Annotated in this window: 18 protein-coding genes; 13 read left to right on the top strand and 5 right to left on the bottom strand. The window is 55.1% G+C overall.

Features of this window, described 5'->3' with window-relative positions; translation table 11 throughout:
• The first annotated feature begins 34 nt into the window (after window positions 1-34).
• The 9 genes from HPY30_16120 (at window position 35) to ppsA (ending at window position 12622) form a co-directional block, all read left to right on the top strand.
• Window positions 35-4969 (top strand): pyruvate ferredoxin oxidoreductase, encoded by a 4935-nt coding sequence (locus tag HPY30_16120; GenBank protein QYZ67374.1) that lies wholly within the window; start codon window positions 35-37, stop codon window positions 4967-4969.
• 69 nt (window positions 4970-5038) lie between these two features.
• The gene (tpx, locus tag HPY30_16115; GenBank protein ID QYZ67373.1) at window positions 5039-5536 is read left to right on the top strand and encodes a thiol peroxidase; all 498 of its coding nucleotides are present in this window, start codon (window positions 5039-5041) and stop codon (window positions 5534-5536) included.
• A gap of 35 nt (window positions 5537-5571) precedes the next feature.
• A complete protein-coding gene (gene rsxC, locus HPY30_16110) occupies window positions 5572-6912 on the top strand; it encodes an electron transport complex subunit RsxC (GenBank protein QYZ67372.1) in 1341 nt (446 codons plus the stop codon).
• Between the two features lie 71 nt (window positions 6913-6983).
• The gene (locus tag HPY30_16105) at window positions 6984-7955 is read left to right on the top strand and encodes an RnfABCDGE type electron transport complex subunit D (GenBank protein QYZ68090.1); all 972 of its coding nucleotides are present in this window, start codon (window positions 6984-6986) and stop codon (window positions 7953-7955) included.
• Window positions 7952-8671, top strand: coding sequence for an FMN-binding protein (locus tag HPY30_16100; protein ID QYZ67371.1), 720 nt, complete (start codon window positions 7952-7954; stop codon window positions 8669-8671). The genes HPY30_16105 and HPY30_16100 overlap by 4 nt, the downstream gene beginning before the upstream one ends.
• Window positions 8672-8774: 103 nt before the next feature.
• The gene (locus HPY30_16095) at window positions 8775-9422 is read left to right on the top strand and encodes an electron transport complex subunit E (GenBank protein QYZ67370.1); all 648 of its coding nucleotides are present in this window, start codon (window positions 8775-8777) and stop codon (window positions 9420-9422) included.
• Window positions 9419-10003, top strand: a complete 585-nt coding sequence (locus tag HPY30_16090; GenBank protein QYZ67369.1) for an RnfABCDGE type electron transport complex subunit A — start codon at window positions 9419-9421, stop codon at window positions 10001-10003. The genes HPY30_16095 and HPY30_16090 overlap by 4 nt, the downstream gene beginning before the upstream one ends.
• A gap of 2 nt (window positions 10004-10005) precedes the next feature.
• On the top strand, window positions 10006-10224 hold the full coding sequence (locus HPY30_16085) for a chemotaxis protein (GenBank protein QYZ67368.1): 219 nt from the start codon (window positions 10006-10008) through the stop codon (window positions 10222-10224).
• Window positions 10217-12622, top strand: coding sequence for a phosphoenolpyruvate synthase (ppsA, locus tag HPY30_16080; protein ID QYZ67367.1), 2406 nt, complete (start codon window positions 10217-10219; stop codon window positions 12620-12622). The genes HPY30_16085 and ppsA overlap by 8 nt, the downstream gene beginning before the upstream one ends.
• 129 nt (window positions 12623-12751) lie before the next feature.
• Here ppsA and HPY30_16075 read toward each other — a convergent pair whose 3' ends face one another.
• Entirely contained in the window at window positions 12752-14830 is a 2079-nt protein-coding gene (locus tag HPY30_16075) for a methyl-accepting chemotaxis protein (GenBank protein ID QYZ67366.1), read from the bottom strand.
• A 223-nt stretch (window positions 14831-15053) separates the two neighbouring features.
• Here HPY30_16075 and HPY30_16070 point away from each other — a divergent pair, with 223 nt between their 5' ends.
• Window positions 15054-15470: a SnoaL-like domain-containing protein gene (locus tag HPY30_16070; GenBank protein ID QYZ67365.1), complete on the top strand. Its 417-nt coding sequence runs from the start codon at window positions 15054-15056 to the stop codon at window positions 15468-15470.
• Window positions 15471-15487: 17 nt separating this feature from the next.
• Window positions 15488-15847 carry an acyl-CoA thioesterase gene (locus tag HPY30_16065; GenBank protein ID QYZ67364.1) on the top strand — a complete coding sequence of 120 codons (360 nt, stop codon included), beginning with the start codon at window positions 15488-15490 and terminating at the stop codon, window positions 15845-15847.
• A gap of 66 nt (window positions 15848-15913) precedes the next feature.
• Here HPY30_16065 and rmuC read toward each other — a convergent pair whose 3' ends face one another.
• Both rmuC and HPY30_16055 read right to left on the bottom strand, forming a co-directional pair.
• On the bottom strand, window positions 15914-17494 hold the full coding sequence (gene rmuC / locus HPY30_16060; protein ID QYZ67363.1) for a DNA recombination protein RmuC: 1581 nt from the start codon (window positions 17492-17494) through the stop codon (window positions 15914-15916).
• A 57-nt stretch (window positions 17495-17551) separates the two neighbouring features.
• Window positions 17552-19945: a HAMP domain-containing protein gene (locus HPY30_16055; GenBank protein ID QYZ67362.1), complete on the bottom strand. Its 2394-nt coding sequence runs from the start codon at window positions 19943-19945 to the stop codon at window positions 17552-17554.
• Window positions 19946-20260: 315 nt separating this feature from the next.
• Here HPY30_16055 and mtaB point away from each other — a divergent pair, with 315 nt between their 5' ends.
• Window positions 20261-21541 (top strand): tRNA (N(6)-L-threonylcarbamoyladenosine(37)-C(2))-methylthiotransferase MtaB, encoded by a 1281-nt coding sequence (gene mtaB, locus HPY30_16050; protein ID QYZ68089.1) that lies wholly within the window; start codon window positions 20261-20263, stop codon window positions 21539-21541.
• A gap of 52 nt (window positions 21542-21593) precedes the next feature.
• On the opposite strand, the gene HPY30_16045 is transcribed toward mtaB, so the two are convergent.
• Window positions 21594-22151, bottom strand: a complete 558-nt coding sequence (locus HPY30_16045; GenBank protein ID QYZ67361.1) for a hypothetical protein — start codon at window positions 22149-22151, stop codon at window positions 21594-21596.
• A gap of 309 nt (window positions 22152-22460) precedes the next feature.
• Here HPY30_16045 and HPY30_16040 point away from each other — a divergent pair, with 309 nt between their 5' ends.
• The gene (locus HPY30_16040) at window positions 22461-23549 is read left to right on the top strand and encodes a two-component system response regulator (protein QYZ67360.1); all 1089 of its coding nucleotides are present in this window, start codon (window positions 22461-22463) and stop codon (window positions 23547-23549) included.
• A gap of 106 nt (window positions 23550-23655) precedes the next feature.
• Here HPY30_16040 and HPY30_16035 read toward each other — a convergent pair whose 3' ends face one another.
• Window positions 23656-24096 (bottom strand): hypothetical protein, encoded by a 441-nt coding sequence (locus HPY30_16035; GenBank protein ID QYZ67359.1) that lies wholly within the window; start codon window positions 24094-24096, stop codon window positions 23656-23658.
• Window positions 24097-24146 lie beyond the last annotated feature (50 nt).

Raw genomic sequence — 24146 nt, 5'->3', positions numbered from 1 at the left:
CAACACCCAGGCTGACTGAAACGAGACAGAGACTATGTTCGGCAAAAAAGAGACCAAGACCTTCAAGTACCCCGGCATCCGCAAGGCGATGGCCGGCAACGAGGCCGTAGTCCGCTGTGAGCGCGAGGCCTCGGATGCAGCGGGCGCCTATCCCATTACCCCCTCCACTGAGATGGGGGAGATCTGGGCGCAGGAGATGGCCTCGGGTCACGTCAATATCTCCGATCGCACGTTGATTTTCGTCGAGCCGGAATCGGAACACGCTGCCGCAGCCGTCACCGCCGGTATGTCGATGACCGGCCTTCGCTCAACCAACTTCTCCTCCGCACAGGGCGTCGCCTTCATGCACGAGTCGCTCTACGCGGCTGCTGGCAAACGCCTGCCCTATGTATTGAATATCGGCGCCCGCGCCATCACCAAGGCATCGCTCAATGTGCACTGCGGTCATGATGACTTCCACTGCATCGACGACACCGGCTTCATTCAGATGTTTGCCAACAATGCGCAAGGCGCCGCCGACCTCAACCTGATCGGCCGCAAGACTGCCGAGTTGGCGCTGACCCCGGCCGCCATCGGCCAGGACGGCTTTCTCACCACCCATCTGATCGAACCGGTGCAGGCACCGGAGCGTGAGCTGATCGCCGAATTCCTTGGCCGTCCCGATGATGAGATCGAGAGCCCCACCCCGGCGCAGAAGATGCTCTACGGTGAGACCCGCCGCCGTGTTCCCCTGGTCTGGGACGTGGACAACCCGATGCAGTCGGGTACGGTGCAAAACCAGGACGCCCACATGCAGACCACGGCGGCGCAGCGGCCCTACTTCTATGACCATGTTGCTGAGCTCGCCGAGCAGGCGATGGAGGAGTACTACCAACTGACCGGACGCCGCTACGCGCGCATCGGTAGCCATAACGTTGACGAAGCTGATTATGTGATCGTTGGTATGGGTTCCATGGTGGTGCAGGCCCACGGCGTGGCCGAGTATCTGGAAAAGACCCGTAAGTTGATGATCGGCGTAGTGGACATCACCCTCTATCGTCCCTTCCCCGGCGACTTGCTGGGCAAGGTGCTGAAGGGCAAGAAGGGCGTGGTAGTGCTAGAGCGTACCGATCAGCCCCTGGCGGAGGATCTACCGCTGATCCGTGAGGTGCGCGCCGCCATCTCCAAATGTATCGAGAACGGCCAGGCTGACGGCACGGCGCCTTACCCCGATTACGCCTCCTACAACTCTCTTAAGGACGTGCCGCGCCTTTTCTCCGGCTGCTACGGCATTGGTTCCCGCGATCTGCAACCGGAATCGTTGATCGGCGCCATAGAGAATATGCTGCCGGAGGGTGAGCAAAAGAAATTTTTCTATCTCGGCATCGATTTTGTGCGGGATGCGGCCAACCCGAAGCAGGAAATCCACATCCAGAAGATGCTGGATGCCTATCCCAATGTCGGTGAGCTGACGGTGAAGGGTTCTGAGAACCCCAACCTGATGCCCGAAGGCTCCATCACCGTGCGCATGCACTCGGTGGGTGGCTGGGGCGCCATCACCACCGGTAAGAATCTGGTGATGACCCTCTACGATCTGCTTGGTTACGAAATCAAGGCCAACCCCAAATACGGTTCGGAGAAAAAGGGCCAACCCACCACCTACTTTCTGTCGGCGGCCCCCACTCCGATCCCGCTCAACTGCGAATACCACTTCGTCGACGTGGTGTTGAGCCCCGACCCCAACGTGTATAGCCATTCCAATCCCCTTGCAGGACTGAAAAAGGGAGGCACCCTGATCATCCAGTCCAATCTGGACAGCCCTGAAGCGGTTTGGGCCAGCTTCCCACGTTCGATGCAACAGCAGGCGGTGGATAACGAGATCAAGATTTTCTATATCGACGGCTTCAAGATCGCCCGAGAGGAGGCCTCCAATCCTGAGCTGCAATTGCGCATGCAGGGCAACGCCTTCCAAGGTGCATTCTTCGCCGGTTCACCGTTGATGAAACTGGCCGGCCTCGACGAGAACAAGCTGTTCACGTCGATCGAAGCCCAGCTGGAGGCCAAGTTCGGCGCCAAGGGCAAGCGCGTGGTGGAGGACAACCTGCGCATCGTGCGTCGTGGCTTCGACGAGATCCACAAACTTCCCCACATGCAGGTGGGTGTGCAGAACGCCGGCCAGCTAAAGAAAGAGATCGGCATGCCGGTGATGCTGAAACAACTGCCCGAGAGCAGCGGCGGCATCTCCGACGTGCATCGTTTCTGGGAGCAGACTGGTAGTTTCTATGCCACTGGCAAAGGCTCCGACAACTTGGCAGACCCCTATCAGGCGCTGTCGTTGGTGCCGGCCTCCACCGGCATCTTCCGCGACATGACCCAGATTCGCTTCGAATACCCCAAGTGGGTGGCAGAGAACTGCACCGCTTGTGGGGACTGCTATACCATCTGCCCCGACTCCTCGATCCCCGGCCTGGTCAACACCATCGGTGAAATCTTCACTTCAGTCATCAACAAGATCGAGACAGGTGGCATGCCGACCCAGTACCTGCGCCGCGAAACCCGCAAGGTTGAGAAACGACTGCGCGAACTGGTCAACGAACAAGGCGAAGGCGCCGAGGTACGCAACCTGCTCGACCGGGCGATCCTCGAAACCATCGCAGCCAGTGATCTGGAGGAGGATACCGAAGACACAGGAACGCACAGAAGCGACCTGGAGGCGGAGTTCGGTCGCTTTGTCGATGCGCTGGGCAGCTTCGATTTCGCTGCCACCAAGCCCTACTGGAACAACAAGGAGAAGAAGACCCCCAACTCCGGCGGACTCTTCTCCATCACCATCAACCCATATACCTGCAAGGGCTGCATGGAGTGTGTCGACGTCTGCGACGATCTGGCGCTGATCGCCGAGCATCAGGACAACGCAGCCATCGATAAGATGCGCAATGACTGGGACTTCTGGCTCGACCTACCCACCAGCAATGAGAGTTACAGCCGCATCGACGACCTCGATGAAAAGATCGGCGCACTGGAGACCCTGCTGCTCGACAAGTCCAACTACAATTCGATGAACTGTGGCGATGGCTCCTGCCTCGGCTGCGGCGAGAAGACCGCCACCCACCTCTTCACCAGCACCATCACCGCGCTGATGCAACCCCGCGTCAAGGCACAGCTGGCGAAGCTGGATGACCTGATTGCCCATCTTGAGCAGCACATCCGCCTCAAGCTCGCCTCCGGCGTCGACCTGAGTGATCCCGACGCACTCAACCGTGCTGCGGATGCTGAAGAGGGTGACCTGAGCCTTTCGCGTCTCAGCAACAGCATCGACCCGGACCACGAAAACACCCTGGTCGACAAAGAGTGGCTGAAGTGGGTCACCGGTGTACTTAACCAGCTGCGCGATCTGCATTGGCGCTACCGTGAGGGCCAGACCGGCAACGGCCGCGCCGAGATGGGCATAGTCAACGCTACCGGTTGTACCTCGGTATGGGGCTCCACCTACCCTTTCAACCCCTATCCGTTCCCCTGGACCAGCCATCTGTTTCAGGACAGCCCGTCCGTAGCCATGGGCCTATTCGAAGGCCATATGGTGAAGATGGCGGAAGGCTTCAGGGCAATCCGCCACGCCGAGCTGGAATTGGCGGGCAAGTTCAACCCGGTCGAGCATAACCCCTTCTTCCAGCAGTTCAACTGGAAGGACTTCAGCGACGATGAGTGGCTGATGTGTCCACCGGTGGTCTCGGTGGGCGGTGACGGCGCGATGTATGACATCGGCTTCCAGAACCTCTCCCGTGCCATGGCATCCGGCATGCCGATCAAGGTGCTGGTACTCGACACCCAAGTCTACTCCAACACCGGCGGTCAGGCCTGCACCTCCGGCTTCATCTCCCAAGTGGCTGACATGACCCCCTATGGCAAGGCGATGAAAGGCAAAGAGGAGATCCGCAAGGAGATGAGCCTGATCGGTATGGCACATCGCACCTCGTATGTGCTGCAGGGCTCTGTGAGCAACACCACCCATCTGATCGAGGGCTATATCGACGGCCTCAACAGCCGCCGTCCGGCACTGTTCAACATCTACGCAGTCTGCCAGCCTGAGCATGGGGTGGCCGACGACGCCACCGCACGCCAGGCGAAACTGGCTGTTGAATCCCGCGCCTATCCGCTGATGAAGTTCGATCCGGACGCCGGCGAGACTCTGCAGGATTGTATCGACCTGGAGGGCAACCCCGCCATTGAGGAAGACTGGCCCGCCTACAGCCTCGATTATGTCGATGAGAATGATCAAGAGGCGAAACTGGGGGTGCCTATGACCTTCGCCGACTTCGCCGTTACCGAAGGCCGCTTCCGCAAGCACTTTCGCACAGCGCCACCGGAGACGTGGGGCGAGGAGATGATCCCCTTTCACACATTCCTCGATTTGGACGAGGACGAGCGCGAGGGTAACTACCCCTACATCTGGGGTGTTGATGGCAAAAACCGCCTGATGCGCATCCTCTGCTCCGAAGAGATCGTCAAATCCGCCGAGGAGCGCCGCCAGTTCTGGCACCAGCTCAAGAGCATCGCCGGCGAACTCGACAAGGTCGATGTCAACGCTTTGGTGGAGCAGGCCAAGGTCGATATGGCCAACCGTCTCAGCTCCACCCTGCTATCGATGGCTGCATCAGGCAATGCAACAGCGCTGGCGGGATCTATTTCAGCAAATGGCCACAGCCCTGATGGGGGCATAGGCGCCGCGCCTGCCGGAGATTACGAACCGGTCTGGATCGAGACCCCGGAATGCACCGCCTGCGACGAGTGTACCGATATCAATCCAAAGATCTTCGCCTACAACGACGACAAGCTCGCCGTGGTCGTCGATCCCCAGGCAGGTACCTACAAGGACATCGTCAAAGCGGCTGAGAAATGCACCGCCGGCTGCCTGCATCCCGGTACCCCCTGGAACATGGGCGAGAAGGATATCGAGAAGCTGGTCAAACGGGCTGAGAAATTTCAGTAACCAATTAGGGCAAAAACCTATTAAGATCTGTGCTCCGATATTTAACGACCAAACTGTAGAGAAATAAACATGGCTAAAATTACACTCAAAGGAAACGAGATCAACACCAGTGGTGAACTGCCTGCCGTCGGTTCCGACGCCCCGGCATTCAGCCTCACCGCAGGGGACCTGTCCAACAAAGGACTGGGCGATTTTTCCGGGAAAAAAGTACTGCTGAACATCGTGCCAAGTCTGGACACTGCAACCTGCGCCGCTTCAGCCCGCAAGTTCAACGAGAACTTCAACAGTCGCGACGATGCGGTCTGCCTGGTGATCTCCTGTGATCTGCCCTTCGCTCAAGGCCGCTTCTGCACCGCAGAAGGTCTTGAAAACGTGGTTTCTCTGTCACTGATGAAGAGCAAGGCATTCGCCAAGGATTATGGTCTGCTGATCACCGATGGCCCTCTGGAGGGCTTGTGCTCCCGCGCGATCGTCATCGTTGAAGGCGGCAAAGTGACTTACACCCAGCAGGTTCCCGAAATCGTCGATGAGCCCGACTACGACGCTGCACTGAAAGCCCTGGGCTGATAACGCCCTCAGGATCCTGGGATAAGGTCAAAGCAATGTCACTGTTTAATCTTTTTGGACGCCCAAGCTTCAATCACGGCATCCATCCGCCAAGCAACAAAACAGTGACAGGCAAGACACCGATACGTCGTCTGCCCTTTCCCGGGATGCTGGTCATTCCCCTAAACCAGCATATCGGCAAACCTGCCATCCCGATCATCAAAAAGGGGGAAGAGGTGGTACGGGGACAGCCTATCGCAAAAGCAGATGGGTTTGTTTCAGTGCCGATACACGCCCCTGCCACCGGACGAATCAAAGGCATCGAACTGATGCCCACTGCCCAGGGTCGGAATGCGCCCTCCATTCTTCTCGAAGTTTATGAGGGTGCCACCCAGGAAGTCCTCTGGGGAGAAGAACAGACAATTGGTGACATGTCGGATGAGGCCTTGCGTCAGGCCATTCAGAACAGCGGCATGGTGGGTCTGGGAGGCGCTGCCTTCCCCTCTCACGTCAAGCTCACCATCCCGGAAGACAAGTCCGTTGACACACTGGTAGTCAACGGCTGTGAATGCGAACCCTACCTCAGCTGCGATCACCGCATGATGCTGGAGCATCCCCGTGCACTGATGCGCGGTATTCGCTATGCCATGCGCGCCACCGGCACCAAACAGGCCGTAATCGGCATCGAAGACAACAAGATGGACGCAGTGGAAACGTTGCGCGCCAACCTGCCCAGAGACGGCAGTATCAGTGTCGAGGCTGTGGAAACCAAATATCCCCAAGGCTCGGAAAAGATGCTGATCAAATCGCTACTGGGCCGCGAGGTACCTGCCGGCGGTATACCGGCTGAAATCGGTGTCGTGGTGAATAATGTCGGCACCCTGGCTGCTCTGGGCCAGTTACTACCCAAAGGGGAGGGTCTGATCGAACGTGTCATCACCGTTGCCGGTCCCGGAGTTAAACATCCCGGCAACTATCTCGTGCCCCTGGGCACACCTATCGGATTTGTTTTGGATCAGGTGGGTTATGAAGGATCACAAACCGAATTCATTCTCGGTGGACCGATGATGGGTCCCGCAGTCTCTGCGCTGGATACGCCTGTCACCAAGGGCACTTCCGGGCTGCTGGTGCTCAACGAACCGGACATCGAATCCGAGACGCTGCGGATCTGGCCTTGCATCAAGTGCGCCCGCTGTGTCGACGCCTGCCCGATGCACCTCAACCCCTCACATCTGGGCCAGCTCGCTGCAAAACGCAAATACGAAACCATGGCAGAGGAATTCCACCTGAACGACTGCTTCGAATGCGGTAGCTGTTCCTATGTCTGCCCCTCGAATATACCACTGGTGCAGTATTTCCGCATCGCCAAAGCGATCAACCGAGAGCAGGCGGCTTGAAAAACAGCAAATCACAAATAGAGCTTCGCACCACACCTCATACCCACGCTGCAGGTGATGTGGTGAAGATCATGCGCAACGTGGTCTATGCCCTGCTGCCGATTGCCGGTTTCGCTGTCTGGCAGTTTGGCCTGAGCGCCCTCGCACTGCTGATCACGGTCACCCTCAGCTGCTTGCTCACAGAACGTTTTTTCAACTGGATGGGCAGTGGTTACAACAGCCTTGGAGACTGGTCGGCGACTATCACCGGCATTCTGCTGGCCCTGACGCTGCCACCCGCCTTTCCGTTGTGGATGGGAGCCGTTGCAGGCATTGCCGGCATTGCGCTGGGCAAGGCGCTCTTTGGCGGACTTGGCATGAACGTGCTCAACCCCGCCCTGGTGGGACGTGCCTTTGTACAGGCCGCTTTTCCCGTGGCCATCACAACCTGGACCCCTGCTTTCTTCGACGGCCGCTTCAGCCAGTTCGCCCCCTCTACACTGGCGCTGCCCTTCCTTCGCCCACCCAGTGTGGATAGCTGGGTAGAGTTGTTGCAGGTCGACGCCTTCTCTGGCGCCACTCCCCTTGCCCTGTATAAATTCGAAGGCATTCAGACCGATACCATCGATCTGTTGACCGGTATGACAACGGGCTCTGCCGGAGAAACCTCCGCACTGTTGATATTGGTCTGTGGCCTCTACCTTGCCTTTCGGCGAATGCTCGACTGGAGAATTCCGCTCACTGTAATGGGCGGCGTCGTTCTCACATCTGTCCTGCTGTCTCTTATCGATCCTGAAAAAGCACCCGATGCGATATTCATGCTGTTCTCCGGCGGTCTGATGCTGGGCGCCTGGTTCATGGCGTCCGACATGGTGGGTTCACCGGTCACCCCACTCGGCATTCTCATCTATGGTCTGTTGATCGGATCTCTGACTGTTGTCATCCGTGTCTATGGCGGGCTCACCGAAGGGGTGATGTACGCTATCCTCCTGGGCAATGCGGCCACACCGCTTATCGAACAGATTACACAACCCCGTGTCTTCGGGCAGAGGGCAAGTAAGTGAGTGTCGTGGAAGAGCAGATGCAGCAACCTGCTGCCCCGGCAGGTCCGATGATAAGAACCCTGGTGAGCGTCGCCATGCTCTCAGGTTTACTGGTGGTGCTTACCTTCCATTTTACTAAACCCTATATCGACGAGAATCAGCGCCGCGCCATAGAAGCGGCGCTCTTTCAGGTAGTCCCTGGCGCAGTGACGCGGAGGGATTTTCTGGTGACGGAAAAGGGCGTCGTTCCAGCTACGGAAAAAAAGCAACTTGGCGACACGTTGTTCTACGCCGGTTACGACGACAAGGGAAAATTGCTCGGTATCGCCGCCAATGCAAGGGCCCAGGGTTATGCCAACCTGATCCATCTGCTCTACGGATACGACCCGGTTTGTCAATGCATTCGGGGCATCAAAGTACTGAAACTGGCTGAGACCCCGGGACTGGGTGACAAGATCATTACCGACCCGGCATTCGTGGCCAATTTCGAGGCACTGGACGTTACACTCGCTGAAGACGGAAAGACGTTGGCCAATGAGATAGTTACCGTTAAACACGGCAGCAAACAAAATCAGTGGGAGATCGACGCCATCTCCGGCGCCACTATCTCATCCAAGGCGGTCGGCAAGGCATTGAACGAATCAGCAAAGGCGTTGTTGCCGATGTTGGTGCCGAATCTTGAAGTCATCAAGGCGGGAAGTGTGGAACAGGTGACAGGTGAAACCGGCAATATGTAGGCCCGATCAAGCGTAGCGGATCGGGCATTCAGACTGGCGTTGCCGGTTCCGCTGCGCTTGAACCGGCCTACAGACTGATGACCTTTCAATCCGAGATTGAAACATGGCAAGAAAACAAAACAACACAATCACCTGGGATACCTTCTCCGAAGGCCTCTGGCGTGAGAACCCGGTTTTCGCCATGCTCCTGGGCATGTGCCCGGTACTGGCCGTCACCAACTCCGCCATCAATGCACTGGCAATGGGGGTTGCAACCACCTTTGTTTTGCTGGCATCCGGTCTTCTGATCTCGTTGCTGCGCCGGCAGATACCCAAACAGGTGCGTATCGCCACCTATATCGTCATCATCGCCACCTTCGTCACTATCGTCGACTACTCCATCCAGGCCATCTCGCTGGATCTCTACAACGCACTCGGCGCTTTCATCCAGCTGATCGTGGTGAATTGCATGATACTGGGACGCGCTGAAGCCTACGCATCAAAGAACAGACCACTTAAGGCATTCGTCAATGCACTGGGCATGGGAGCCGGTTTTACCTTTGCCCTGCTCTGCCTGGGTGTCGTCAGAGAGGTGTTGGGTGCCGGCAAGCTCTTTGGTTTCGACATCTTCGGGCCGCAGTTCGAACCCTGGGTCGTCATGGTATTGCCTGCCGGAGGTTTCATCGTGCTCGGCGCATGGCTGCTATTGTTTGAATGGTTCAAACAGCGAAAGGCGCAGAGTGAATCTGACGCAGTGGTGGAAGTCAGATGAATTATGAATCCCTCAGCTTTATCTTTCTGAATGCCGTGCTGGCCAACAACTTCGTGCTCGCCCTGTTTCTCGGCCTTTGTCCTTTCCTGGGCGTATCCGGAAAATTGAACACTGCTGTGCCGATGGGGCTGGCGACGATGTTCGTGATGCTGGTGAGTTCGGTCTGCGCCTATGGAATCAATATCGTGCTGGTCGGTTTGGATATCGAATTTCTGCGCTTGATCGCCTACATCGTAGTGATTGCCAGTGCCGTCCAGCTGGTCGAGATGACACTGAAAAAATTCTCCCCCGGCCTGTTTCGCGCTTTGGGTATCTTCCTCCCATTGATCACCACCAATTGCGCAATTCTCGGCCTGGCGCTTTTCCAAACCTTCAAAGAGTATGATTTCCTGCAGTCTCTGGTCTACGCATTGGGGGCGGGTACCGGCTTTATCCTGGCCATTATGCTGATGGCAGGACTGCGGGAAAAACTTGAGCTTTCAAATCTGCCCAGTGTGACTCAAGGTGCGGCCGTCAGTCTGATGCTGGGCGGACTGCTCTCCCTGTCATTTATGGGCTTTGCAGGGCTTGGAGGGCAATAGAAATGTTGCGGGACGTACTTATTGCAATAGTGTTGATTCCCACACTGCTGCTCTGTTGGTTGCTGGTGCAGTCCGTCAGCCGACGTTTTTCGAAGGCACACCCCGAGTTGGGGCCGGCACGTGAAGAGGGGGCCGGCTGTGGAAAGAGCTGCCTTTGCAGCGGTAGCAGTTGCCAACGCGAAGACAAGGACAACCGACCGAAGGGGAATAACCATGTGTGAATCATCCCATCAAGCCGATAACGGAGAGCAAACGGTGAGCGAACAAATCATCTGGTTCGAAAATCTCAACATGCAGCAGGTCAACCAAGTAGGCGGAAAAAATGCCTCACTGGGGGAGATGATCAGCACTCTTTCGGAGATGGGCGTCAGCGTACCCGGCGGTTTTGCCACCACGGCCCACGCCTTTCGTGAGTTCATCCGCCACAATCGGCTTGAAGAACGTATTGAGTCTCTACTGTCAAACCTCGACATCAATGACGTAGAGGCACTGGCGAAGACTGGACAATCCATCCGCCAGGCAATCATGGATGCTCCCCTGCCGACAGTGCTCGAAAACGCCGTCACCGCCGGTTATCAGAAGCTGGCGCGCAACAACGATGGCGATCCTGCAGTAGCAGTACGCTCATCCGCCACCGCAGAGGATCTGCCGGATGCATCCTTTGCGGGACAGCAGGAGACCTATCTCAATGTTACCGGCATCGATGAGGTACTCCTCGCCATCAGGCGTGTTTTTGCTTCCCTCTATAACGACCGTGCCATCGCCTATCGGGTACATCAGGGTTTTGATCATGATGAGATCGCCCTTTCCGCCGGCATTCAGCGCATGGTGCGCTCGGATATCGGCTCCGCCGGCGTAATGTTTACCCTGGATACCGAATCCGGTTTCGACGACGTGGTCTTTATCACCAGTGCCTATGGCCTGGGCGAAACCGTCGTACAGGGCGCAGTCAATCCTGATGAGTTCTATCTTCACAAAGCCAACCTGAAAGCTCGACGCCCGGCCGTTTTGCGCCGTACCCTCGGCAGCAAGGCCCTGAAGATGATCTACGGTAAGGGGGATCAGGAAAACGTGGTCACGGTGGATGTGGCTACCGAGGCGCAACGCCGGTTTTCACTCACCGATGAACAGGTCGAGGCACTGGCGCGCCAGGCGCTGACCATTGAAGAACACTATGGCCGCCCGATGGATATCGAGTGGGGACTGGACGGTGAAGATGGTCAACTTTATATCCTTCAGGCAAGACCTGAGACGGTTGAGAGCCGCGTCGACCATGCCAAGGTGGAGCGCTTTAACTTGGAAGAACGTGGGGTGGTGCGGGTACAGGGTCGCGCCATAGGGCAGCGTGTCGGCTCCGGCTCCGTCAAAATCATTGCGGATGTCTCGGAGATGGCCCGCGTCGAAAAGGGCGATGTGCTGGTAACAGACATGACGGATCCCGACTGGGAACCAGTCATGAAACGGGCTTCTGCCATCGTCACCAATCGTGGTGGACGCACCTGTCACGCCGCCATCATCGCCCGGGAACTGGGTATCCCTGCGGTGGTCGGTTGTGGAAATGCCACCACCAAACTGAAAGATGGCGAGGCAGTGACCGTCTCCTGTGCTGAAGGGGACGACGGGTTGATCTATGAAGGCCTGCTGAGATATAGCGTGACCCAGGGGGATAAGGTCACCCTGCCCCCGCTCTCCACCAAGATTATGATGAATGTGGGCAATCCGGGGCGTGCTTTCGGTTTTAGCCGCATCCCCAACGCCGGCATCGGGCTTGCCAGAGTCGAATTCATCATCAACACCACTATCGGTGTCCACCCCCATGCACTGATGGAGTATGAGCAGCTGCCGGAGGCACTGCGAGAACGAATTGAAAAACAGATTGCCGGTTACCCCGGCCCGGTGGAGTTCTATGTGGAAAAACTGGTGGAGGGCATCGCCACCCTCGCCGCCGGTTTTACCGGGAAACCTGTCATCGTGCGCATGTCCGATTTCAAGTCCAATGAATATGCCAATCTGATTGGCGGTGAACGCTACGAGCCGAAAGAGGAGAACCCAATGCTCGGTTTTCGCGGCGCTTCCCGTTATATCTCGAAAAAGTTTCGCTCCTGCTTTGAACTGGAGTGCAAAGCACTCAAACGGGTGCGTGAAGAGATGGGTTTCGACAACGTCGAGATCATGATCCCATTCGTGCGCACGTTGGAAGAGGCGGCTGAAGTGATCCGCTTGCTGGAGGCTAATGGACTCAAACGGGGAGAGCATGGCCTGCGTGTCATCATGATGTGCGAACTGCCTTCGAACGCCATACTGGCAGAGGATTTTCTGGCCTATTTTGACGGTTTTTCCATCGGCTCCAACGACCTTACCCAGCTGACATTGGGATTGGACAGGGATTCAGGACTGGTGGCCCACAGCTTCGATGAACGTAACCCGGCGGTGAAGAAGATGCTCAGCATGGCAATCTCCGCTTGCCATAAGCAGGGCAAATATATCGGCATCTGTGGCCAGGGACCTTCCGACTACCCGGATCTGGCCCACTGGCTGATGGAACAGGATATCAGCAGTATCTCGCTAAACCCGGATACCGTAATAGACACCTGGAAAATGCTGGCGGAATCCAAGTAGTACCTGTCCTGAAGACCGCTTGGATGCAGGCCGGTTCAAGCGTAGCAGCGGAACCGGCAGCCTCAAGCCATCCATCGATTTATATACGCCTGATCCGCTACGCTTGATCAGACCTACATCCTGAATCGATCAGACTTTGAACTGCCTTACGTGTGCCTGCAGATCATCTGCCAGACGCGCGAGTTCATGGGTCGACTGGGTCAGGTCAGTCGCGATTTCCGAAGTATGTGACGCAACCTCATTGATACTGATAACATCCTGTTCCACACCGATCACGGTGTTGTGCTGTGACTCTGCTGAGTGCGCGATCTGGCGGTTAAGTTCGGAGATAGAGGCCACCTTGCTGGCAATCTGATCCAGGCTGGCGTCTGCCTGGTTAACCGGCTCCACGCTGGTCATCGTTTGCGTTCGGGCACACTCCATCACCGAGATAGCAGTTGCAGTGCCTTCCTGGAGCTGATCGATCATGGTCCGGATTTCACTGATGGAATCGTGGGTACGTGCGGCCAGGCCACGGACCTCATCCGCCACCACTGCAAATCCACGACCCTGTTCGCCCGCGCGAGCCGCTTCGATGGCCGCGTTCAAGGCCAGAAGATTTGTCTGTTCGGAGATTCCCCGAATAACATCGAGCACACTGTCAATAGCCTCGCTCTTCTCCCCAAGGCTATTGACCACACCAGTAGCATGTTCAACCTCACTGGCCACCTTCTCTATGATCATAACAGTTTCCTGCACCACGCTTCGTCCATGGGCAGACTCTCTATCGGCGTCACCTGCCTGCACGGCTGCCCGTGATGTATTGCCTGTCACCTCTTGAAAACTTGTCGCCAGTTCGTTGATAGCAGTTGCCACAGACTGAACTGCCCGTTGCTGCTGCTGAATCTCATCTCCGGTGCTGTCAGCCACACTGGCAATACTCCGGGTAGTGCCCACAAGTTGCTGAATCGAGGTCTGGAGACCAGACACCATGCCCCGTAACTTCTCCCTGAATGCATTAAATTCGTGGGCGAGGTCTGCAATCTCATCATTGCCCTTCACCTGCAAGCTGACAGTCAGATCCCCTTCTCCCTCAGCGATATTGTGTAGCTGCTCCCGTATCTCCCGCACCGACCCAGAAATGGTTTTTACTGTCAACCAAGAGACCACTCCCGCAACGCCCAGCCCTATCAGCAGTGATAGATAAAGTGTGCTCTCTCCCGCAATCACGAGGCTATCAAGCTCAACCAGTTCAATATCCACACTGGCGCGATTGTCCGTAGTCAGGTTTTCCACCTGGTGCATCAAAGTCTCCGCTATTCCTGCGTAGGTTTTGTGGGCAACGTGCATTTTCAGAAACCCATCCATCGCCGTCACGAGAGTATCTTTATGCTGCAGCAACAGAGCCTCAATCACCTGGTGATACGATTTGCCTGCATACAAACCATCGGTAACCGGTTTATCGATCGACCCACCCTCATTGATCACTTCCACTGCGTACGCGAGGTCTTCGTAGAGCACGTCCATGTTTGCGGATATGTTTTTGTCAGCCGGCTCATCCATAAACCGCCGGTAGAGATCAAGGCGGGAAAGAATGGCAAGCCGCGCCTCCCCTGCGGCATTAATGATTGCCCACGAGTCATTGTCGACACCGGCTTCCTCTTCCTGCACAGCAACTTCGTTACCAAATCCATCCTCCGCAGCCATTTCAATATCTTCCGCACTCTTGGTATTGAGATCCCTCTCCAGCATTCGCTGGCTCGATAGACGTTCCACGGCAACCAGGAAATTCTGGAAGGTGGCGGAATTTTCAGATAGCTCCGTCTCGCTTTCCTTGAATTTTCGATATGCGTCGAGTAGATCTTCACGTGCAGAAGAGAACTTCTGCAGATTGGCATCCACTTCCACAAGACTCGCCTGTTCGACCCTTCCACTCGACTTCATCCCCTGAAACGCCTGCGTGGTAAACTGCTCAGCCTCGGTGATTTCAACATCATGGTTTTCGCCTGTTGAACGCAAGACCAAGTCAACTGCGATCAGCTGCTTTTGGATGCCCCGCATACCCGCGTTGGCACTCTCCATCGAATCCCAGACCGGCCCTGTGATCTGGCTAAGTGACTGGGTGAGGCTGTTGATCACCCAAAATCCGACAAATCCACTGATGACCAATACCAAGCCGACCGACAGAAAGCCACCGCCAATTTTTGCCGCAATGCTCAAACGCCGCATTTTCCTCTCCACTTGGTAATAATATGCAACTGTATTCCTCAGGTATTTCGGCAGACGAGCCGAATCCTTAAATGGACAACTTATTACCTGGAAAGAAATACCGGGAAATACCGGGCCGGATAGCCCTTGAAAGCTTTGGCGTCGAATGTAACTATCCGTCGTGGATCGGCCTGTCGAAATGATGGCCTGAAAATGCACAACCATCCGGATAACGAGGATCAGTATGAGCAATAGTTTTGAAACCCCCCAGGACGCTGAAGACGCCTACTATGATGCCATCGATGAAATGGATCTGGAGGCCATGATGGCTGTTTGGGAGGAATCTGATGAAGTCCTCTGTCTGCTGCCCATGTCACCCGCACAAAGAGGGCTGGAGGCGATACGCAAAGTCTGGGAACCCATGTTGAGTGGGGATATGGTGCTTAATATGGAGATCAAGCATTTAAGTTGGATCGAAACAGATGATATTGCCATCCATCTGATCAAAGAGATTGTCAAAATTCCCGGTGCACCGGAAACTCAGCCGGTTTACGCCACCAATATCTACCGCCGTGGGGGGAATGGCTGGCGTATTCTAATGCACCAGAACAGCCCGACTCCACCGGCACAAGGAATCATTCCCAAAACCATGCAGCGGTAACGATATATTTCGCTGCCATGGAAAACCATAAACTCGTTCTCCCTGAACACCTCAACCACTATGGCTACCTGTTTGGCGGCAACCTCCTCAAGTGGGTGGACGAGTACGCCTGGATTGCCGCCAGTCTGGAGCATCCGGGTTGTAAATTCGTCACCATCAGCATGGAGAATCTGGCTTTTAAAAAGAGTATCAAATTGGGCACTATCCTCCGCTTCGATGTCAGAAGAACGGAGAGTGGCAACACCTCCGTCCAATATCAGGTGGATGTCTTCGCGGACAATCTGGAGACGGGAGCGGAGGCGTCCGTCTTCTCCACCAGCGTCACGTTCGTCTGCCTGAATGACGCGGGGGAGAAAACACCTGTTTCACAGCAATAGAGGGCTACGTCAACAACGGATCGCCCTGTCCGCAAGCTTGATCGGACCTACGGCAGATTAATAACATCAGCCCGCTTCCGATTCAGTTCCGTTGCCGGGCGGTGACGCCTTGAAAACAGGCAGATCCGGTCCCTGCTCCTCTTCCAACTCCACCTTTTCGATCTTTTGGAAGCGACGGCTGATCTTTTTTGCCGAGACATTCACATCGTTAACATCACGATTGGCCAAATCAATATGCACGGCAAGCTTGTCCATACGCTCCTGAAAACGGCCAAAATCCTTGGAAAGCGCCTGTAGATGCTGCTGGATAACATGCACCTGCTCACGGGTGGCGGCGTCCTTCAACACCGCCCTTGCAGTGGTCAGTATCGCCATCATGGTGGTGGGCGAAACCAACCAGACGCGTTTACGATAGGCGTCCTCCACCAAGTCGGGGAAGCGGGCATGGATCTCGGCAAACACAGCTTCGGCCGGGATGAACATCACTGCACCGTCTGAGGTCTCCCCTGCAATGATGTATTTACCGGCGATGTCATCGATATGTTTACGAATATCCTGACGAAACTGACGTTTTGCCTGATTGCGGTCGGCTTCTGACAGCGCAGCGTCCTGCATGCGTTGGTATGCCTCTAACGGGAACTTGGCATCGATCACCACATTGCCAGTGGGATCAGGCAGAAACAGCATACAATCTGCCCGCTTGCCGTTACCCAGGGTGTGTTGCAGTGAAAATCCGGACTCCGGCATCACATTGCGCACCAAGGCATTGAGCTGAACCTCACCGAAGGCACCGCGGGAACGTTTATCTGAAAGGACCTCCTGCAAACTGACCACATTGCTCGAAAGCTCGGTGATTTTTTTCTGCGCCTCGTCTATGCGTGTCAGGTGGATGAGCACCTTGGAGAAGGTCTCCGTCGTCTTCTCAAAACCTTCGTTGAGCCGTTTTTCAACCTGGCCACTGATCTCTTTCAAGCGCTGATCCGTGGTCTCCGTCAGCCCCTGAACGCGCTTGCCCAGATCGTCCGCATGCTGGATCAACGCCTCACCCACCTGCTTGCGCACCTCCGTCATGCCGGTGTGCAGCGCCTCCTGCTGCGTCTTCATTGTATCCAGCTGACGCTTATCGAATGCCTGGCGATGGCTAACCTGGGACTGAGAAAGCGCCTCTTTCAGTTCCACCAGTTTCTCATGTTGGGCCAAACGCCCCTCATGCAGGCTGCCAGCAACAGTGGTCTGCAACTGTTCAAACCGCTCCAGCAGTTCCACACGCAGGCGGCCAGTATCACCGGTCAGGGTCTGTTGCATCTCACCAAAACGGCGTTCAAGTCCCAAGTAGAGCTTATCGGAACGCTCCAACAAATGTTGTTGCAGCACATGCAGGGAACGTTGTTGGGCCAGGGCACTCTTGGCAATTCTCTCTGCCGAATTCTGGCCGACCTGGGAGAGTTCGCGCAGCAACACCCGCTCCAGTTCACGCAGGCGTTCATCGCTCTGCCGATGGCGACCCTCCTGCGTCTGCGCCAGGGCCAGTTGGTGTTCCAGGATTTTCCACAGCCAACGCAGCACCATGACCAGCATGAGCATCAACAGCAACGTTATAGCCAGGGCGGCCTGCTGCCATGGGGGAAGTAGTAACAGTGTCTCCATGACCCAGACTATACCGGATCAGGGAGCTCATAGGTTGAGCCTGCGCGGCAGTTCCGATCAACTACCGGTAACTTTCCTTTCGACAATATCGAGCAGGGAGATGATACGCTGGGAAAGAGGATCAACCTGACTGAGCAACTCTCCTGCCTCTGCTCCACTGCCCGCATTTTTCTTCTGCACGATCTGTTTGATCAATGCATGCATGTCGGCATGGGGTACCTCCAACTCGCGCATTTCAGGAATTGCACCATAGTTGGACAGGCCTTCCGAGTAGTACCATTTGCCAAGGATGCAGTCATGATGGGACACAGCCTCATTTTGGCTCATCGACGTTTGCCCATCCAGAAAACCCTGCAACCTTGCCTTCCAGGCCAGGTGAGCCGATTTGGCCGCTGCGAAATCAATAGTTGCCTCACCGGAAATTTTGAACTGGCTGACTGTCTGCTGTAGTCCTGAAGCCCGTTGCCCCAATTCACTGATGATAGAACTGGTCTGACGGGCATAGTCAGCAGTCTCATGGCTTGAGTCACTGATATGAACCACATTTTTACTGATCTCATCCGCCACTGAATGCTGCTGTTCAGCTCCAGTGGCAATCTGAGTATTCATAGCGCTGATCGTGGAGACCGCCTCAGCGATGGAGACCAAAGACAGCCTGGCCCGCTCCGCCTGCTCAAGATTCTGTTTCGCTGTCTGGGTGCCGGATTTCATCACGGAAGCCGCATCGCGTGCGCCCGCCTGAAGCCGTGTGATCATATTTTCGATCTCGACGGTGGACTCCTGGGTGCGCGTCGCCAGCCCTCTGACCTCATCCGCCACCACGGCAAAGCCGCGGCCCTGCTCTCCTGCCCTCGCTGCCTCAATAGCCGCATTCAGAGCAAGCAGGTTGGTCTGTTCAGCAATCGACTTGATCACATCGAGGATTTTGCTGATCTCAGCACTGTCATCCTCCACCTTGAGGATGGAATTGGCAGCCATTTCAACCTCTCCCGCAAGCCGCTTGATGGAGGAGGCGGTCTCCTCCACTATCTCACGGCCATGCCCTGCTTCACTATCCGCCGACTGTGCGGCCTCACGGGCAGTTTGCGCACTATCCGCCACCTCGCCGATGGAGATGGACATCTGATGCACAGCTGTTGCGACCTGTTGAGTGCGGCCTTCCTGCTCGATCACCTCGTTGCTGATCACAGCCGTGATCTCCGACGTCTCAGCCACGCCGCCAATCACCGCACTGGTGGAGTTTGCCGTCTCCCGAACCAGCCTCTGTATCTTGTCCACAAAGCGGTTGAAGCTGCTTGTCAGAAGACCGATCTCATCACTACCACCACACGCCATTCGCCGTGTCAGATCACCATCGCCACTGGCGATATCGTCCATCATACCAGCGGCATTGCGAAGTGGTACAGAGACCATGCGGCTGATGACAACTGCGATCAACAAACCGACTATCAGACCACTTACCAGCAGAAAAAGGACCAGACGATTGGTGCTTTCAGCCTCGGCCAAGAGATCATTACTGGTCTCATATATCGCAATTTTCTGACGCTCGACCAAGTCACTTACCTTGGCATCGATGGTTTTAAAGATCGGACTTATCTGGCTCTTGATCAACCACACATCGGTTCGCCAGCGGTCACTGCCATGGATCTCGACCATCTTTTTCTGGGCCTGATCAAAGGCTGTATAGTCAGTGGTAAACTGTTCAAGTGCCTCCTCCTCCTCAAAGGTGAGTGCTTCACCATAGGCTGAGACCTTGTCTATCTGCTCTCTCGCTCTTTCCATATAGAGCGCCAGGTTCTCCAGCTGCGCCTGGTTACGGAATGCCAGATACCCCCGGATACTGCCCATCACGGTGGACCAACTGTAACGAAGCTCGTTGACTGCGGTAAGCAGCGCCAATCTGGAACTGTCCTCTGCCCCCTCCGCCTCCTCTAATTCGGATTCGATCATCTGTGTCGCCAGTTGCAGCAGACTCCGATTCAGGGGATTCACATACTGATTTGCATGGGCGATACCGGGAAAGTTTTTCTCGTTATCCGCGGCGGAAGCCAACAGTTCTTTCTGCACACTGGCGGATTTTTCCAGTTCAACGGCTATCGACTCCACCAGCATCCTGGCATCGGGGTCGCCGGATATTGATGGTAGCGCCCTGAGGTTCTGAAGCGTCACGGTGACAGCGTTCATCTTCTGTTCGAATGAATTGAGATGTGTCTGCTCTTTGCTCAGCAGATAAAATCCCAGCACTCCGTAGGCATTATGCAACTGCGTCGCCAGTTCGGCAGAGAGCAGCGCCGTAGGCTGCCGCTCCTCGACCACATCAAAAACGGCATGCCTGACCTTCTGAAGGCTGAACAGGGTCAACCCCGAGGAAGCCACCAGCACCACCAGGACAACTGCAAACCCAATGAGTATTTTATGACTGATCCGCATGTTAGAAAGAAACTGTTTCATTTTCGTTCTTATAAATCTGCCGGGCAATGCTTGCCGTAATGAAAAAAACACTGCCACATCCGAATAACAGTAAGGGTTGGTGGGAATCTCTATATTTACTGCGTTCCCTTCCTTCTTCTCCAACTTATCGGCCCATTCGACAACTTCTTTAGTCAGACACACATAATCCCATGATTTTACTATGGGTTAGCCAGCCTATTTGATTGAAAAACAGCTACAATCACACTCCATTGACGAGTGATGGCGACACGTGGATTTGCAACCAGCGACCACTCTGATATACCTTTCCCCCCCTTTTCAACATCCAACTACCCAATGAGAATCCACCTGAAAACCCTCGGCTGCCGCCTCAACGAAGCGGAACTGGAAACCTGGAGACGCGACTTCGTCGGCTTGGGGCATCAGTTGACCGGCAATCCGGAACAGGCGGAGCTCTTGGTAGTGAACACCTGTGCAGTCACTGAAGAAGCCGTACGGAAATCACGCAAGCTACTCAACCGCGCCAATAGAGCCAATCCAAACGCCAGACTGGTAGTCAGCGGCTGTTATGCCTCTCTGGACCCTACCTCCACGGCCCAGGTGGAGGGTGTTGATCTGGTTATCGGCAACCAGGACAAGGAACGACTGGTAGAGATTGTCGGCCGGGAACTGGACCTGAACGTGATGCCGGAGAACGCCACCGAACCGGCGGCAACCGGGCTGCTGGCCAGAGGCCGCCAGCGAGCCTTCATCAAGGTACAGGATGGCTGCCGTTATCGCTGCACCTTCTGCATCGTGACTCAGGCCAGAGGAGAAGAGCGCAGTCGTCCGCAATTGGAGATTATCGATGAGATCAATCAACTGCATGATGACGGTATTCAGGAGGTAGTCCTGACAGGGGTCCATATCGGTGGCTATGGCAGCGACAGGGACTCCGATCTATCCAGCCTGATACGCCAAATACTGTCGGAAACCGATATTCCCCGCCTGCGCATCGGCTCGGTCGAACCCTGGGACCTGCCGGAAAGCTTCTGGGATCTGTTCACCGATCCCCGCTTGATGCCGCATCTGCATCTGCCACTGCAGAGCGGCTCCGACAGTGTATTGCGCCGCATGGCCCGCCGCTGCAAAACCGATGAGTATGCCCTGCTGTTGAAACTGGCCCGCAGTAAGGTAGAGGATCTCAACATTACCACCGATATCATCGTCGGTTTTCCCGGTGAAACCAACGAAGAGTGGCAGCAAACACTGGACTATGTGCAACGGATCGGCTTCGGTCACCTGCACATCTTCGCCTACTCGCCTCGCAGCGGCACCAAGGCGGCCCAACTCTCCGATCCGGTCAGCCGGGATGTCAAGCGCATCCGCAGCGATGCCCTGCATCAGCTAGGAGAAGTGATGAAACGGCAAACCCTGGAGACCTATATCGGACGCACCCTGCCGGTGCTGGTGGAGGGTAGTGGGGTAAACGGCTGGGGCGGATACACGCCCAACTACCTGCGGGTGGCTATCGATGCGCCTGCTGATACGCCGCTGGAAAATCAGATAATCGACATCCGCATCAATGGATTAGCGGACTCAGGGGATCGGCTGGCCGGTGAATGGAAACAGCCATAGGGTTCAGCGAAAGCTTAAATTTTAGTATTTATTCAGCATAGTCCGGGTTACTTTACAGCCCTTTGTCCGCCTCCATCTGCTGCTGCAAGTCCAGACTATTGACGAGATAAGCGATAGATATCCCCAGCTTTCGCGTCCAGCCTAGTTCTACCCGCCAAGGTTCTCCCTCCAACTGCCAGATATGGAGTGCAGCTGCGTCACCACGGCGTATTGCACCAATCTTTCCCGCAGTGTTGTGAACATAAGTGGGATATTGGCTCTGGTCCACTGATTTGCCGTATTTTTTCTGTAAACGACGTTTAATGTCTTTGAAAGTAACTTGGGTGGCCGGTTCATAAGTGCGCAGCACCTTGTAAATCGTCCCTTTGAACGCCATGACATAGATCTTGTCTCTATCTACAGAATAGATCACCCCGGATCGTTCACCCCTCTGCTGCGGCTCTCTCTGAACAGCCCGCTTTGTAAGCTGGTTATTCATGCTTCCGCCCAGACAGAAATCGCCGAATACCTCCCGGATACAGCCCTCTTCTGCGGATACTGCATAACCCGCCAATGGCAACAACAGAAGAGTGGGAAACAGTAGTTTCGAACGAATTGTTGATTTCCTCATTATCCCGCCTTATTCATGGTGACATCACGATCCGTCGACCTGACCTTGCACACAAGCGCTAGGTGCACAATGATTGAAGGAGAGCGCTGAAATTCATGATATCCCACGGTTATGAATAAAATCAGACTCGCGGCCTCTATAATATCTGCTAGTCTTCGGTCGGAGAAGATGCAATTAGCGGATCCGCGACACTTGATCCCCTCATTCACCCTTCGAACCTGCTGATTCTTGTAGGCCGGATCAAGCGTAGCGGATCCGGCAAACAATAACCAACGATTCAGAAACCACACGTTGTTTGAGAACAAAAGAATGCCGGATACTAAACCCACTCTACTGCTGGTCGACGATGAACCCGCAAACATTACGGTGCTCATGCACCTGCTGAAAAAAGATTATCGGCTGACTGCAGCCAGAAACGGACTGGAAGCGCTGGAACGAGTGAAAAGCCAGCCTATGCCAGACCTGGTTCTATTAGACATCATGATGCCCGGAATGGACGGATATGAAGTCTGTCAACGGCTCAAAACTGATGAGACGACCCGTGACATACCAGTGATCTTTATCACCGCAATGGGTGAAGAGAGTGATCAGACACGGGGGCTGGCGATGGGCGCCGTCGATTACATCACCAAACCTATATCCACTGCGATCGTCCTTGCAAGGGTAAAGACACACCTCACACTGAAACAGGCCAGGGAGGCACTGGCGAACCAAAACCAGATTCTGGAAGAACGGGTCAAGGCCCGGACCAAAGAACTCGCAATGGCAAAAGACACCACCATTCTTGCCATGGCTACCCTAGCGGAGACCCGTGACAATGAGACAGGCAACCATATTCGGCGCACTCAATACTATGTCAAGGCATTGGCCGAAGAGTTGAGAAAACAAGCCAGCTTTGCCCCTCTCCTGACGGATGACTATATCGAGCAGCTCTACAAATCGGCTCCACTGCACGATATCGGCAAAGTAGGCATCCGCGACAGCATCCTTCTGAAACCGGGGAAGCTGACTGAGGATGAGTTCGAAGAGATGAAGAACCACACCGTATATGGAAGAGACGCCATCATCGAGGCAGAGAAGCTGCAGGGAAACCCCGACTCATCCTTCCTCATGATTGCCCGTGAGATCGCCTACAGTCACCATGAAAAGTGGGATGGCAGCGGTTATCCGAACGGTCTCTCCGGCCAGGAAATTCCCTTTTCCGGACGACTGATGGCGGTCGCTGACGTGTATGACGCCCTGATCTCAAAAAGGGTATATAAACCCGCTTTTTCTCACGAAAAAGCCAGCGATATCATCCGCCAAGGCCGCAGCGGCCATTTTGATCCGGAAGTCGTGGATGCTTTCGAGCGTATCAACGATGAGTTCCATTCAATCGCCAGGAAATTTGCCGACTAGTCTCCCTCCAGATGTGACTCAAAAAAGGGCTGACGAAATATCATCAACCCTTTTTAGGGTTAGCCGTCACAGCTCCATGCGTTCCCGGCGGAGGTAGTTGCGCTACCTACTTTTCCTTGCTTTTGGAGCTTTTTTTGTCCTTTTTGCCTTTCTTGTCCTTCTTGTCCTTCTTGTCCTTCTTGTCCTTCTTGGCCTTCTTCTCTTTCTTATCTACTTTTTCTTTGGTCTTTTTACCCTTTTCTCTCTTTGCTGCCTTCTCTTTCTTTCCACTTTTCTTGCTCACCGATGACTCCGCTTTTTCGTGCTTGGCATCAGTCTTACCACTCTTTTTCGCCTTACCGGGTTTCGCCCGGCAGTAGCCTTTGACTTTTTTTCCACTTTTGGCTTGGTAGCCTTTCACCCAGGTACAGGAAGCGTTGCCCGAACAGCTCGATTGACTCATTCCCTTACAGTCGACGGCGGCATTGCCCAGCGGGTGGAACATGGCCAAACACAACAAAAGCCCAAGTATCAGAAGTTTTCTAAAATCCCCTTTTACATCAATCATCTCTATTCCTAATTTTGTTCAAATAACTCAACAGCGCGATAGGCAATTTG

Source organism: Gammaproteobacteria bacterium (ex Lamellibrachia satsuma), assembly GCA_019623805.1.
Lineage (GTDB): Bacteria > Pseudomonadota > Gammaproteobacteria > Chromatiales > Chromatiaceae > QGON01.
This window is presented reverse-complemented; position numbering and strand designations above follow the sequence as displayed.